The following is a 12,454-nucleotide window of genomic DNA, read 5'->3' on the forward strand; positions in this document are numbered from 1 at the left end:
TTTCAGCCGCGGTCGCGCAGTTCCCGTCGCAGGATCTTGCCACTGGTCGTCTTCGGAAGAACAGGCAGGATCTCGACCTGGCGCGGGTACTTGTACGCGGCGATGCGCTCGGCGCAGTAGGCGGACAGCTCCTCGGGCTCGGCCGAGGTGCCGGGGCGCAGGCTCACGTACGCCTTGACGCTCTCCCCGCGGTAGGGGTCGGGGACGCCGACCACCGCGGCCTCGCGGACGGCGGGGTGGGTGTAGAGCACGTCCTCGACCTCGCGCGGCCAGACCTTGAATCCGGAGGCGTTGATCATGTCCTTCTTGCGGTCGACCACGTAGAGCCAGCCGGCGGGGTCCATGAAGCCGACGTCCCCGGTGCGCAGTTCGCCGTCCGGGAAGGCCTCGGCGGTCTCCGCGGGCATGCCCCAGTAGCCGGGCACGACCTGGGGGCCGCGGACGGCGATCTCGCCGGTCCGGCCGAAGGGCAGTTCGGCGCCGTGCTCGTCGAGGATGCGTACGACCGTGTCGGCTCCGGGCAGGCCCACGGAGAGTGTGCCGGAGGCGGGGTCGACGGGGGCTTCGAGGTGCACGGGCACGGTGGCGCAGGGGGCGGTGCACTCGGTGAGGCCGTAGCCGTTGCGGAGGTAGAAGCCGAAGGCCGCGCGCAGGCGTTCGACGAGCGCGGGCGGCAGTGGGGCGCCGCCTGAGGAGATCACCTGGAAGGAGGCGAAGTGGTCGCGGGTGACGGCGGGGTGGGCGGCGAGGGCCATGAAGGCGGTGGCCGGTCCGACGGTGTAGGCGGGCCGGTGCTCCAGGAAGGCGTCGAGGACGGCGCCGGCGTCGAAGCGGTGGGCGAGGACGAGGGTGCCCGCGTTGACGAAGCAGGCGGCCAGCTCGCAGACCATGCCGGTGATGTGGAAGAGGGGGGCGAGGGCGAAGTAGCCGGCGCCCTCGGGGACGGGGTGGGAGGTGACCTGCCGTACGGCGTTGTAGGTGAGCGCGCCGTGCGGGTTCATGGCGCCCTTGGGTGTTCCGCTGGTACCGGAGGTGTAGCTGATGAGGGCGGTGTCGGCGGCGGTCAGGTCGGGGCCGTCCGGGGCGCGCCGGCCCCCGCGGGCCACGGTCGCCAGGTCGGCGGTGTGCGGCCGGGCCGGGTCGGCGGGTCCGGAGCCGGCCGCGGGCCCGGCCTGCTGGTGCGGTATGGAGGGCGGGGCCGGCGCGGGGACACAAGGCTCCGGCGCGAAGAGCCGCGGGTCGTCGCGCGTCTGGAAGTCGCGGTCCGAGGCGGTCAGGACGCACCGCACGGCGCTGCCGCGCACGGCGTGGCACAGGTACGCCGTCCACGCGCGGCCGTCGCAGACGAGCGCGGCCGCCCCGGAGTCCCGCAGGACGTGGGCGACCTCGCCCTCCTTGTACATGGGGTTGAGGGGGACGACGACGGCCCCGGCCTTCCAGGCGCCGAGGACGGAGAGCACGAAGTGCGGGGTGTTCTGGAGCATGACCGCGACCCGGTCGCCGCGGCGGACGCCGCGCGACGCGAGGTGGGCGGCTACGGAGTCGGAGAGCGCGTCGGCCTCGGCGTAGCCGATCCGGCCGTCGAAGTAGGCCAGCGCCGTGCGTTCGGGGGCGCGGGAGGCGGCCTCGCGGAAGGCGTGCAGCACGGTGGGCGGCGGCTCGACGGGCGCGCGCTGGACCGGGGAGAGCAGGCCGGTCCAGGGCCGGGCGGCATAGACGGAGGCGGACGCGGGGCCGGAGGCGGAGGCAGGGCCGGGACCGGAGCCGGCGGCAGCGGCGGAGGTCACCGGTTCTCCCATGTCTGCTGGAGGTGGTTCATGCCGCTCAGCCAGCGGTCCGGGTCGGTGGCGCGGACCGCGTAGTAGTCGGCGACCTCGGGGTGCGGGAGGATCAAGAAGCGGCCTTTCTCCATGCCGTCGAACAGCGCGTCCGCGACCGCTTCCGGCTCGATCGCGGTCGGCGCGAGGACGAGTTCGCCCGCCGAGCCCGCGGCGGTCAGCATGTCGGTGCGCACACCTTGCGGGCAGATGGCGTGGACCTGGACACCGCGGTGCCGGTAGGTCAGCGAGAGCCATTCGGCGAAGGCGAGCGCACCGTGCTTGGTGACACTGTACGGGGCCGCTCCGATCATGGTCAGCAGGCCGGCGGCCGAGACGGTCGACACGAAACGCCCGCTCCCCCGCTCCAGCCAGTCGGGCAGCAGCAGCCGGGCGGCGCGGACATGGGCCATGACGTTGACGTCCCAGGCCGCCTCCCAGACGTCCTCCTCGGCGCCGGCGTCTCCGCCCGAGGCGAGTCCGGCGTTGGCGCAGTAGACGTCGACCGTTCCGCCGAGGGCCTTTCGGGCCTCGGCCGCGATCCGGGAGGCGTCGCCCGGCAGCGGGATCGCCCGGGCGCCGATCTCGCCCGCGACGGCGGCCGCCCTGGCGGGGTCGAGGTCGTTGACGACGACCGTGGCACCCTCGGCGGCGAAGCGGTGGGCGAGTGCGGCGCCGATGCCGCCGCCCGCTCCGGTGACGACGACTCGCTGGTCCTGGTACGCGCTCACGGGATCACACCTCTCGTACGGCCGGTTGCGGATCCCGGCAGACTAACCAGTCGGTATGTCGGGGCGAAAGGGGCACGTGCCCTTAGCGTGTCGGCATGACGTGGTCGCGACGCGGGGTGCTGGGGCTGGCGGGGGCAGTGGGAACGGCGGGCGCGGTGGGCGCCCTGGACGCGGCGGACACCGCCGGGCCCGCCGGGGTCGCCCGGGCCGCCGGGGCCGGGGCGCCGCGGGCGGCGGGGCGGGTGCGTACCGGCTTCGAACGGCTCGCGGCGGACGGGTACGCCCTGCTGGCCGGGCAGAAGGTCGGGGTGGTCACCAACCCCACCGGGATCACCGCCGACGCCCGCCACCTGGTGGACGTGATGCACGCGGACGAACGGGTCGACCTCGTCGCCGTGTTCGGGCCCGAGCACGGCTTCCGGGGGACGGCGCAGGCCGGGGACTCCGAAGGGGCCTCCCGGGATCCGGCGACCGGGCTGCCCGTGTACGACACGTACGACAAGAGCGGGCAGCGGCTCGCCGACGTGTTCACGGCGGCCGCGATCGACACCGTCGTCTTCGACATCCAGGACGTCGGGGCGCGCTTCTACACCTACATCTGGACGCTGTACGACTGCATGCGCGCGGCCGCCCTGGCCGGCAAGGCGGTGGTCGTCCTGGACCGGCCGAATCCGGTGGGCGGCCGGCGGGCCGCGGGACCGGTGCTGGAGCGGCCGTACGCGAGCTTCGTGGGCCGGGAGCCGATCGCGCTGGCGCACGGGATGACGGCGGCGGAGCTGGCGCGCCTCTTCAACGGCGAGTTCCTGGGCGCGGGCAACGGGAGCGCCGGGCCGGTCCGGCTGGCCACCGTGCCGATGTGCGGCTGGCGGCGCGGGGCGTTCTTCGGGGAGACCGGGCTGCCCTGGGTGCCGCCGAGCCCGAACATGCCGACGCCGGAGACGGCCCTCGCGTACGCCGGCACCTGCCTGTTCGAGGGGACGAACCTCTCCGAGGGGCGCGGGACGACCACCCCCTTCGAGGTGCTGGGGGCGGAGGGCGTCGACCGGCGCTGGGCGGAGGCGGCGAACGGGCTGGGGCTGCCCGGGGTGTGGTTCCGGGAGGCGTACTTCACTCCGACCTTCTCCAAGCACGTGGGGAAGGTCTGCGGCGGGGTCCGGCTCATCGTGCACGACCGGGAGGCTTTCGACCCGGTGCGGACGGGCATCGGACTGCTGGTCACCGCGCGCCGGGTGTGGAGCGGCTTCGGCTGGCGCGCGGACCACTGGATCGACAGGCTGACCGGCTCGGACCGGGTGCGCGGGCTGGTGGACGCGGGCGCCGGCGTGGAGGAGATCGCGGGCGACTGGGCGGCGGGGCTGGCGCGGTTCGAGGCGGTGCGCGCGCGGTACCTGCTCTACACCTGAGGCGGTCGTGCCGGGGGTCTGGCCGGGCGGGCGCCGCAGCAGGATGCTGACCGCACCGGAGACACGGCGTGAACGTGAAGGGGGCGTCATGGCGGACGTCGTTGGTCGGTTCGGCTCCAGGGCGAGGACCGCGGCCGGAACCGGGATCGGGAGCGCGAGCGGGACCAGGAGCGTGAGCGGGATCGGCGTGGGGCCGTACGTGGAGCTGACCTTCGACTCCGAAGGGGACGTGGACCGCGCCACGCAGGGGGCGGTGGCCCGGATGGAGGCCACGGACGTGCTCGTCTTCGCGCACGGCTGGAACAGCGACCGGTCGACGGCGACCCGGCTCTACGACCGGTTCTTCGCCCCCTTCCCCACTCTGGTGGGGCCGGGGGTGCGGCTGGGGTACGTGGGGGTCGTGTGGCCTTCGATGCGGTTCTCCGACGAGCCGATACCCGACTTCGAGGCACCCGGCGCCCTCCCGGAAGCGGCGTACGGCTGCGCGCTCGACCCTCTCACCCGGCAGGCGCTCGAAGGGTTGTGGCCGGGGCGGCGCGCGGAGCTCGACCGCGTGGCGGAACTGCTGGCGGAGCAGCCGGAGTCGGCGTCCGCCTTCGTCGAGTTCGGCGCGCTCGTACGGGAGCTGGCCGGGGTGGACACGGTGCACGCGGTGGTCGCACCGGCGGTCCCCGCGATCTTCACGGAGGACGTGCTGGAGGTCTGCCGGGCCTTCTCCCTCGCCCTGGCGAGGGCCGGGGTTGGGTCCGGGGCGGTGGACGGGGCGGTGGCCGCGGGGGCCGAGGGGCCCGGTCTCACGGCCGGCGGGGGCCTGCGAGGGCTGTGGGGCGGCGCCAAGGAACTGCTCCGGCAGGCTGCGTACTACAAGATGAAGAAGCGGGCGGGAGTGGTCGGCGAGCGGGGGCTGGGCCCGGTGCTGGCGGAGCTGGCGGCGGGCCGTCCGGCGATGCGCTTCCACCTGGTCGGCCACAGCTTCGGAGCGCGGGTGGTGTCCTTCTCGCTGCGCGCGGTGCCGGACGGCGCCCGGTACGTCAGGTCCGTGACCCTGCTCCAGGGGGCTTTCTCCCACTACGCCTTCGCCGACCGGCTGCCGCACGACAAGGGCCGCGGCGGGGCACTGCGCGGCCTCCACCGGAAGGTCGCCGGACCGGTGGTGGCCTGCCATTCCCCGCACGACTCGGCCCTGAGGGTCTTCTACCCGCTGGCGTCCCGGATGGCGGGTGATTCGGCCGGTCTGCTCGGCTTCGACGAGCGGTGGGGCGCGATCGGGCACGACGGGGTCCAGGCGGTGCCGGGCGCACCGCGGCTGAGCCTGGACACCGCCCTGCGCGAGGGGGTGCCCGCGGCCGGTTGCGTCAGCGTGGACGCGGGCGCCGTGGTGCGGCGCGGCGGTGCGCCTTCGGGGGCGCACAGCGACATCTGCCATGAGGAACTGGCCCGGGTGGTGGTGGCCGCGGGGCGCATGGGGCGCTGAGTTCCGGCCATGTGCCACCGGCACGCCTCCTCCGCCCCCGCATGCGCCCGCACCCGACCGGGCATGTTGGGCACATCGGCGGAGGTGATGGTGTGATGGCGGGATTCCGGAGTCTGGCCTATCAGGTACGCGACGCGCGCAACGACCGGGCCCTGCGGCGCCACTCGCTGCGCCGGTGCCTGGAGCGGTTCGCGCCCTACGGGCACCGGGCCACGTGGTGGCACCTGTGCGACCGGCACGGGATCGCCCCCGAGGACCGGGGGGCCGACCCGCTGCGGCTGGTCGCGGCGTTGGAGGAGCTGGAGGACGCGCGGACGGTCTGGCTGGAGTACGAGCGCCAGTTCGCGGAGCGGCGCCGCAGGGAGAAGCACCACGGGCTGCGCCGGCCGGAGTGGGTGTGGGGCGGCAGCGGGGACGCGGTGGTGCGCTGTGCGGACCCGGGGGTGCGGCCGGAGGGGGCGCTCGGCGAGGTGTTGCGGCGGCTGGTCCGGGCGCTGGAGTCGGAGCCGGGGACGGGGTGCCCGGTGTGCGGGGAGGACGAGCTGCGCTGGCCGGAGGTGGCTCCGGTGGGGCCGTGGGCGGGGGCGCCGGCGTGGGACGGTCCGGTGTGCGCGGGCTGCGGGATCGTGGTGCCGAGACCCGCCCTGGCGGACTTCCCCTCGGCGGGCGCGGCGTGAGCTGGGCGGGCCGGTCGGCGGTGGTGTCGCTGAACGGTTCGCGCAGCGCCGCCGACGGGCCCGCCGTGCCCGTGTCCCCGGCGGATCTCGCGGAGTCGGCGGTGCGGGCGGTCGCCGCGGGAGCGGGTGAGGTGCTGGTGCATCCGCGGACGCCGTGCGGGCGGGAGAGCCTTTCGCCCCGGGTGGTCGGGCCGCTGCTGGAGGTGCTGCGGAGCGCGGGGGTGGGCGTACCGCTGACCGTGCCGGCGGGTGTCGCGGCCGAGCCGGATCCGGCACGCCGGGTGGCGCGGGTCCGGGTGTGGACGGTGCTGCCGGACCGGGCGGTGGTGCACTTCGCGGAGGCGGGGGCGGCCGGGCTCGCGCAGGTCCTGCTGGAGCGGGGGGTCGCGGTGGACGCGGTGGTGCCGCTCGGGGGGCCGGCCGGGCCGCAGGCGCTGGGGCGGCTGCGGGCCTGGCTGGTACGGGGGGCGGGGCGCGGGCTCGGAGCGGGCCCGGGCGGGGGCGGGGTGCGGGTGGTGGCGGAGGTCGCCGCGGGGCCGCCCGCGCGGGTACGGGCGGCCGGGGCGGGGTCCCGGGGAGGCGGGGCCGGAGTGGGGGCCCGGGGAGGCGGTGCGGGGCCCCGGGAAGGCGGGGCGGGGTCCCGGGCGGCTCTGCCGGCCGGCCTGCGCGGGCTGCCGCCGGAGGCGGTGCTGCTGTTCGGGCGGGACGGGGCCTCCTGGCCGGCGCTGCGCCTGGCCGGCCGGTGCGGCACGGCCGCGCGGACCGGCGCGGGAGACGTACTGCACCTGCCGGACGGGCGGCCGGCGCGCTCGAACGCCGAACTGGTCACGGCGGCCCGGGAACTGCTGACGCGGGAGCTCCTGCCGCGGGAGCCGTGACCTCGGCCGGGGGGCCTCGGGGACGGGAGGTGTCAGAGGCGGGAGCCGGTGAGGCGTTCGCCGAAGACGTCGTCGGGGTTGGACAGGGCGCAGGTCTCCATCGAGAGGCAGCCGCAGCCGATGCAGTCCGTCAGGTGGTCGCGCAGCCGGGCGAGTCTGCTGATCCGTTCGTCGAGCTCGGTGCGCCAGGCCTCGGACAGGCGGGCCCAGTCCTCCCGGTTGGGGGTGCGTTCCTCGGGGAGCCGGGCCAGTGCCTCACGGATGCTGGCGAGGGGGATGCCCACCCGCTGGGCGGCGCGCACGAAGGCGACCCTGCGCAGTGCGTCACGGGTGTAGCGGCGCTGGTTGCCCGGGGTCCGGCGGCTGCTGATCAGGCCCTTGGCCTCGTAGAAGTGGAGCGCGGAGACGGCCGCGCCACTACGGGCGGACAGCTGGCCGACGGTGAGTTCGTGGACTTTCTCGGGAATCTGCGGCACGCGGCCGAGGGTAGCCGGAGGTCCGTTGACATACACATACGGTCCCAGCATGCTGAGCAAGCGCTTATTCGCCCGTCAGTCAGTGGTCCGCGAGAGACAGGAACAGGCATGGCCGAGCCGAGGGTCTTCACGTCCGCCGAGGAACTGCGCGCCGCCATCGGCGAACCGCTCGGTCCGAGCGGGTGGCTGGAGGTGGACCAGAAGCGCATCGACCTCTTCGCGGACGCCACCGGCGACCACCAGTGGATCCATGTGGACCCGGAGCGCGCCGCGACCGGGCCCTTCGGTTCCACCATCGCGCACGGCTATCTGACCCTGTCGCTGCTGCCCAGCCTGGTGCCGCAGGTCATGCGCGTCGAGGGCATGCGGATGGGCCTCAACTACGGGACCGACAAGGTGCGTTTCCCGGCGACGGTACCGGTCGGCTCCCGGCTGCGCGCCACCGCCGTGATCACGGAGGTCGCGGAGGCGGGTGGCGGCGTACAGGTCACGGCGACGGTGGCGGTGGAACGCGAGGGCGGCGAGAAGCCGGTGTGCGTGGCGGAGTCGGTGTCGCGCTACTACTTCTGAGGGCCCGGCCGCGCTCCCACCATGCGGAGCACGAGGTCGGCGTACAGTGCGCCGACCTCGTCGGGCGTGCGCTGTCCGGCCGCGCTGAACCAGCGGGCCACGTCGATGCACAGCGACAGCACGGCGAGGGTGGTGCCCGGCACGTCGGGGACGTCGAACTCCCCCGCCGCGACCCCGTCGGCGAGGATGCGGCGCACGGCGGCGTCGCTCCGCCGGCGCAGCGCCACGATCTCGGAGCGGTGCTCCGGGGCGAGAGCGTCGAGTTCGTACTGGACCACGCGCGCGGTGGTGTGGTGCGCGGCGTGCCACCGTACGAAGGACCGTACGGCGGCGTCGAGGCGATCGGCGGCGCTGCCGGGCCCGCCGGCGGCGGCGGTGAGGATGTCGAGGGCCTTGTCGTGCCCGATCCGGCTGATGCGGTGGAGCAGCTCTTCCTTGGTCTTGTAGTGGATGTAGAGCGCGGCGGGGCTCATGCCGGCGCGGCCCGCGATGTCACGGGTGGTGGTGGCGTGGTAGCCGCGCTCGGCGAAGGCGTCGACGGCCGCGACGAGCAGCCGGCGTGCGGCGTCCGGGGTGACCTCGGACCACGGCCGGTAGCCGTCGGCCGTCTCCTCCGCGCTGTCCATCGCTCACTCACCTCTTCACCGTTCGGGAGTGAACACCCTACAGGGTGGGTGAGCAAGCGCTTAGCCTTCTCGGGCCGGCCGTCGCGGCCGCCACCGGCGCCGGGCCCGTGACTGGGCCTGGCGCTGGGCTACTTCGGTGCGAACGGGTCGTACTCGGCCATGATCTTCTCCATTCTGGCCTGATCCACACGGCTGACGATCTGCGTCACCTCCTGGCGGTCGCGGATGACCTTGGCGAGGGTGAAGGCCGAGGTGGTGAGGTAGAGGACCGCGATCCCCAGGAAGGCGCGGACCCAGCCGTCGGCCTCCAGGCGGTAGATCCCCACGGCCACGGCGACGAGTGCGATGGCGAAGGCGGCGACGGCCTGTGCGTAGTACGCCCCCGTGCTCTGCTGCTTGACCGGTGTCTCGTTCATGCGTCGAGCATCGGCCGCGGCCGGGCGGAGCACATCCGCACGCGTACTCATAACGGTACTCAGGCCCGCGGGCGGCAGGTTCGGGCGGCAGGTCCGGGCGACAGGTCCTCAGAAGGCCGAAACCCCGGTGAGAGCACGGCCGATGAGGAGCTTCTGGATCTGGCTGGTGCCCTCGTACAGGGTCGCCACGCGGGCGTCGCGGAGCAGCTTCCCGGTCGGGTACTCGTCGATGTACCCGTACCCGCCGTGCACCTGGAGGGCGTTGCCCGCGGCGCGCACCGCGGCCTCGGAGGCGAAGAGCTTGGCGGTGGAGGACTCGGTGGCGAAGGGGAGCCCGCGGTCGATGAGGTCGGCGACGCGCCAGGTCAGCAGCCGGGCGGCGTCCACGTCGACCGCGATGTCGGCGATGAGCTCCTGGACCAGCTGGTGCTGGGCGATCGGCTTGCCGAACTGCTCGCGGTGGGCGGCGTAGGAGACGGCCGCGTCCAGGGCGGCCTGCGCGATGCCGACGCAGCCGGCGGCGACCGACATGCGGCCCTTGGCGAGTGCGGACATGGCCACCGAGAAGCCCTTGCCCTCGGGGCCGAGCAGCGCGGAGGCGGGCACGCGGACGCCGTCGAGGACGAGTTCGGCGGTGGGCTGGCCGCGCAGGCCGAGCTTGCCGTGGACCTCGCGGCGCGTCAGGCCGGGGGCGTCGGCGGAGACGAGGAAGGCGGAGATGCCGCGGTGGCCCGGTTCCTCGCCGGTGCGGGCGAAGAGCAGCACGACGTCGGCCCAGGTGCCGTTGCTGATGAACATCTTGTTCCCGTGGAGGACGTAGGTGTCGCCCTCGCGCACGGCGCGGGTGGTGAGGTTCGCCGCGTCGGAGCCGGTGCCGGGCTCGGTCAGCCCGAAGCAGCCGAGTGCCTCGCCGGAGCACAGGCGCGGCAGCCAGGCGCGCTTGTGCTCCTCCGTCCCCCAGGCGGCGATCGTCTTCGCGACCAGGCCGAGGGAGACGGAGAGGATCCCGCGCACGGCGGAGTCGGCGCGGCCGAGCTCCTCGGTGACCAGGACGTAGGCGAGGTGGTCGCCGCCGGATCCCCCGTACTCCTCGGGAACGGTCAGGCCGAGGAAGCCGAGCGCGCCCAGCTTCTTCACGATGGCCCGGTCCACCCGCTCGGCGCGGTCCCATGCGGCGGCGTACGGGACGATCTCGCGCTCGGCGAAGTCGCGGGCGAGCCGGCGTACGGCGCTCTGCTCCTCGCTCAGCTCCAGATTCACCGGGTCCTCCTGCGGGGGGTGTGGCGGGCTCGGGACGGCAGGCGCCGCATTTAACTAGCATCGGTAGTTTTTGTGGGCAGGCCCTACTATGTGGCGCATGGCCAGACCGCGCAAGCCCCTTCTCAGCCGCGACCGGATCGTGGAGGCGGCCGGAGTGCTGGTCGACGCGGAGGGGCTGGAGGCGGTGTCCACCCGGCGGCTGGCGGCCGCGCTCGGCGTCAGCGGGCCCTCGCTCTACAACCACTTCCGCACGAAGGACGAGATCCTGGACGCGGTGGCGGACGCGGTGAGCTCACGAGTCGACTTGTCGATGTTCGACGGCGGGCAGGACTGGCGGGCGGCTCTGCACGCGTGGGCGCACTCGTACCGGGACGCCCTCGCGGACCATCCCAACATCGTGCCGGTTCTGGCCCGCGGTCCCGGGCGCCGCCCGGCCGGTCTCCGGCTGGCGGACGCGGTCTTCGGTGCGATGACGGAGGCCGGGTGGCCGGCGGCGCACGCGACCCGGATCGGGGCGCTCATGCGGTACTTCATCCTGGGCTCGGCGGTGGGGTCCTTCGCCCGGGGTTTCGTGGACGACCGCGCGGCGTACGACCCGGCGGACTACCCGCATCTGGGGCAGGCCCACCTGCTGGCGGAGCGGCAGCACGAGGTGGACGAGGGCGCGTTCGAGACGGGCCTGGAGGCGCTGCTGGACGGCCTGGCCCTCCAGTACGACGCGCTGGCGCGCGCGGCCACCCGGGACGCCTGAGCCGCCGGCGCGCGTCCTGCGGATGCGAGGCGGGGCGAGCTGGGCGGGGCGGGGGCCGGGGCTTCGGCAGGCCTTTGCGGCCGCAGTGCTGGTGCTGTGGCCGGAAAGGTTTGCCGAGGCGCGGTGTTCGGTGCGGCGCATCGCAAGGCGGAGGGCCACGGTTCGTACCGGCCGTACGTGCGTGGTCCGACAACGCCGCGACGTGCCGTACCGGGCGCCGTGACCCGGTGAACCTTTGCGGTCGCAGCACTAGAAGATGACGAGGGAGCGGCCGCCCTTGCCCGCGAGCATGGCGTCGAACGCGGCCGGTATGTCGTCCAGTGTGATGCGGTCGGTGACGAGGGAGCCCAGGTCGAGGCGGCCCGCGCGGACGTGTTCGGCGATCACCGGCAGGTCGCGGGCGGGGTCGCTGTTGCCGTAGACGCAGCCGGTGAGGGTGCGGGCGTGGTGGAAGATCTCCAGGGCGTGGAAGGTGACCTGCTGCTCCTTGCCGCCGATGCCGACGACCGTGGTGCGGCCGCCGCGGCGGGTCGACTCCCAGGCGCCGCGGATGGTGTCGGCCCGGCCGACGCACTCGACGGCCGCGTCCGTGCCCCGCCCGCCGGTCAGCGCACGGATCTGCTTGGCGGTGGTCTCCGACGCGAGCACGAACTCGGTGGCCCCGGCCGCGCGCGCCAGTACCTCCTTGGCCGGTGAGACGTCGACGGCGATGACCGGGCCCGCTTGCGCGATCCGGGCGGCCTGGAGCGCGGCGAGGCCGACGCCGCCGACTCCGAACACGGCCACGGACTCGCCGGGGCGGACCTGGGCGCTGTGGCGGACGGCTCCGTAGCCGGTGAGGACGGCGCAGCCGAGCAGGGCCGCCTCGACGAGCGGGATCCCGGCGGGTGCGGGCAGCACGCAGTTGGCTGCGACGACGGTCTCCTCGGCGAACGCGGCCACGTTCAGCCCGGGGTGCAGCGGCGTGCCGTGCGCGTCGTGAGCGTAGACGTCCCCGACCCCGGCGAGGGCCGTCGCGCAGAGCCAGACCTCGCCGATGGTGCAGTGGTGGCACTTGCCGCAGGACGGGGCCCAGTTGAGCACGACGCCGTCGCCGGGGCCGACGTGGGTGACGCCTTCCCCGACGGCGAGGACCGTGCCCGCCCCCTCGTGGCCGAGGACGGCGGGTACGGGGACGCGCATGGTGCCGTTGGTGAGGGAGAGGTCCGAGTGGCAGACGCCGGCCGCGGCCAGCCTGACGCGGACCTGCCCGGGGCCGGGATCGGGCAGCACGATCTCCCTCGTCTCCAGCGGAGCTCCGACGGCGGGCAGGATGGCGGCGCGGACCATGGGCGTCGTCTCGACTTTCCGGTGCTGGGGCGGTTCGGCGGGCTCG

The 12,454-nt window shown here is 74.6% G+C and carries 13 protein-coding genes; 6 read left to right on the forward strand and 7 right to left on the reverse strand.

Annotated features, from left to right (window positions below):
- Window positions 1–2: 2 nt before the first annotated feature.
- Together BSL84_RS07265 and BSL84_RS07270 are read right to left on the reverse strand one after the other, a co-directional pair.
- A complete protein-coding gene (locus BSL84_RS07265) occupies window positions 3–1,799 on the reverse strand; it encodes an AMP-binding protein (RefSeq protein WP_079273143.1) in 1,797 nt (598 codons plus the stop codon).
- Window positions 1,784–2,548 (reverse strand): SDR family oxidoreductase, encoded by a 765-nt coding sequence (locus BSL84_RS07270; protein ID WP_075970025.1) that lies wholly within the window; start codon window positions 2,546–2,548, stop codon window positions 1,784–1,786. The genes BSL84_RS07265 and BSL84_RS07270 overlap by 16 nt, the downstream gene beginning before the upstream one ends.
- Before the next feature lie 95 nt (window positions 2,549–2,643).
- Here BSL84_RS07270 and BSL84_RS07275 point away from each other — a divergent pair, with 95 nt between their 5' ends.
- The 4 genes from BSL84_RS07275 (at window position 2,644) to BSL84_RS07290 (ending at window position 6,980) form a co-directional block, all read left to right on the forward strand.
- Window positions 2,644–3,951, forward strand: a complete 1,308-nt coding sequence (locus BSL84_RS07275) for an exo-beta-N-acetylmuramidase NamZ domain-containing protein (protein ID WP_075970026.1) — start codon at window positions 2,644–2,646, stop codon at window positions 3,949–3,951.
- 172 nt (window positions 3,952–4,123) lie between these two features.
- On the forward strand, window positions 4,124–5,425 hold the full coding sequence (locus BSL84_RS07280; protein ID WP_075970027.1) for a serine-threonine protein kinase: 1,302 nt from the start codon (window positions 4,124–4,126) through the stop codon (window positions 5,423–5,425).
- Window positions 5,426–5,520: 95 nt separating this feature from the next.
- Complete coding sequence (locus BSL84_RS07285; RefSeq protein WP_045323766.1) at window positions 5,521–6,102, forward strand: hypothetical protein; 582 nt, start codon at window positions 5,521–5,523, stop codon at window positions 6,100–6,102.
- On the forward strand, window positions 6,099–6,980 hold the full coding sequence (locus BSL84_RS07290) for a 3-keto-5-aminohexanoate cleavage protein (protein WP_234363419.1): 882 nt from the start codon (window positions 6,099–6,101) through the stop codon (window positions 6,978–6,980). The genes BSL84_RS07285 and BSL84_RS07290 overlap by 4 nt, the downstream gene beginning before the upstream one ends.
- 32 nt (window positions 6,981–7,012) lie before the next feature.
- Here BSL84_RS07290 and soxR read toward each other — a convergent pair whose 3' ends face one another.
- Window positions 7,013–7,456, reverse strand: coding sequence for a redox-sensitive transcriptional activator SoxR (gene soxR, locus BSL84_RS07295; RefSeq protein WP_030030844.1), 444 nt, complete (start codon window positions 7,454–7,456; stop codon window positions 7,013–7,015).
- A 108-nt stretch (window positions 7,457–7,564) separates the two neighbouring features.
- Here soxR and BSL84_RS07300 point away from each other — a divergent pair, with 108 nt between their 5' ends.
- A complete protein-coding gene (locus tag BSL84_RS07300) occupies window positions 7,565–8,026 on the forward strand; it encodes a MaoC family dehydratase (RefSeq protein ID WP_030030845.1) in 462 nt (153 codons plus the stop codon).
- On the opposite strand, the gene BSL84_RS07305 is transcribed toward BSL84_RS07300, so the two are convergent.
- From BSL84_RS07305 to BSL84_RS07315, 3 genes are all read right to left on the reverse strand, one after another.
- Window positions 8,017–8,652 (reverse strand): TetR/AcrR family transcriptional regulator, encoded by a 636-nt coding sequence (locus BSL84_RS07305; RefSeq protein WP_075970028.1) that lies wholly within the window; start codon window positions 8,650–8,652, stop codon window positions 8,017–8,019. The genes BSL84_RS07300 and BSL84_RS07305 overlap by 10 nt on opposite strands.
- Window positions 8,653–8,780: 128 nt before the next feature.
- Window positions 8,781–9,068: a YiaA/YiaB family inner membrane protein gene (locus tag BSL84_RS07310; RefSeq protein WP_030030847.1), complete on the reverse strand. Its 288-nt coding sequence runs from the start codon at window positions 9,066–9,068 to the stop codon at window positions 8,781–8,783.
- 108 nt (window positions 9,069–9,176) lie between these two features.
- The gene (locus tag BSL84_RS07315; RefSeq protein ID WP_075970029.1) at window positions 9,177–10,328 is read right to left on the reverse strand and encodes an acyl-CoA dehydrogenase family protein; all 1,152 of its coding nucleotides are present in this window, start codon (window positions 10,326–10,328) and stop codon (window positions 9,177–9,179) included.
- Window positions 10,329–10,425: 97 nt separating this feature from the next.
- On the opposite strand from BSL84_RS07315, the gene BSL84_RS07320 reads away from it, so the two are divergent.
- Complete coding sequence (locus BSL84_RS07320; RefSeq protein ID WP_075970030.1) at window positions 10,426–11,079, forward strand: TetR/AcrR family transcriptional regulator; 654 nt, start codon at window positions 10,426–10,428, stop codon at window positions 11,077–11,079.
- A gap of 249 nt (window positions 11,080–11,328) precedes the next feature.
- Here the strand turns inward: BSL84_RS07320 and BSL84_RS07325 are convergent, their stop codons facing one another.
- Window positions 11,329–12,408: a Zn-dependent alcohol dehydrogenase gene (locus BSL84_RS07325; RefSeq protein WP_075970031.1), complete on the reverse strand. Its 1,080-nt coding sequence runs from the start codon at window positions 12,406–12,408 to the stop codon at window positions 11,329–11,331.
- Window positions 12,409–12,454 lie beyond the last annotated feature (46 nt).

Origin of the sequence: Streptomyces sp. TN58, from assembly GCF_001941845.1 — a bacterium.
GTDB lineage: Bacteria > Actinomycetota > Actinomycetes > Streptomycetales > Streptomycetaceae > Streptomyces.

What these genes read in the sequence shown, in the direction of transcription:
- BSL84_RS07265 (WP_079273143.1), bottom strand. Translation starts at nt 1,799, where the DNA reads ATGGGAGAACCGGTGACCTCCGCCGCTGCCGCCGGCTCCGGTCCCGGC.
- BSL84_RS07325 (WP_075970031.1), bottom strand. Translation starts at nt 12,408, where the DNA reads ATGGTCCGCGCCGCCATCCTGCCCGCCGTCGGAGCTCCGCTGGAGACG.
- BSL84_RS07310 (WP_030030847.1), bottom strand. Translation starts at nt 9,068, where the DNA reads ATGAACGAGACACCGGTCAAGCAGCAGAGCACGGGGGCGTACTACGCA.
- BSL84_RS07305 (WP_075970028.1), bottom strand. Translation starts at nt 8,652, where the DNA reads ATGGACAGCGCGGAGGAGACGGCCGACGGCTACCGGCCGTGGTCCGAG.
- BSL84_RS07300 (WP_030030845.1), top strand. Translation starts at nt 7,565, where the DNA reads ATGGCCGAGCCGAGGGTCTTCACGTCCGCCGAGGAACTGCGCGCCGCC.
- BSL84_RS07285 (WP_045323766.1), top strand. Translation starts at nt 5,521, where the DNA reads ATGGCGGGATTCCGGAGTCTGGCCTATCAGGTACGCGACGCGCGCAAC.
- BSL84_RS07275 (WP_075970026.1), top strand. Translation starts at nt 2,644, where the DNA reads ATGACGTGGTCGCGACGCGGGGTGCTGGGGCTGGCGGGGGCAGTGGGA.
- BSL84_RS07320 (WP_075970030.1), top strand. Translation starts at nt 10,426, where the DNA reads ATGGCCAGACCGCGCAAGCCCCTTCTCAGCCGCGACCGGATCGTGGAG.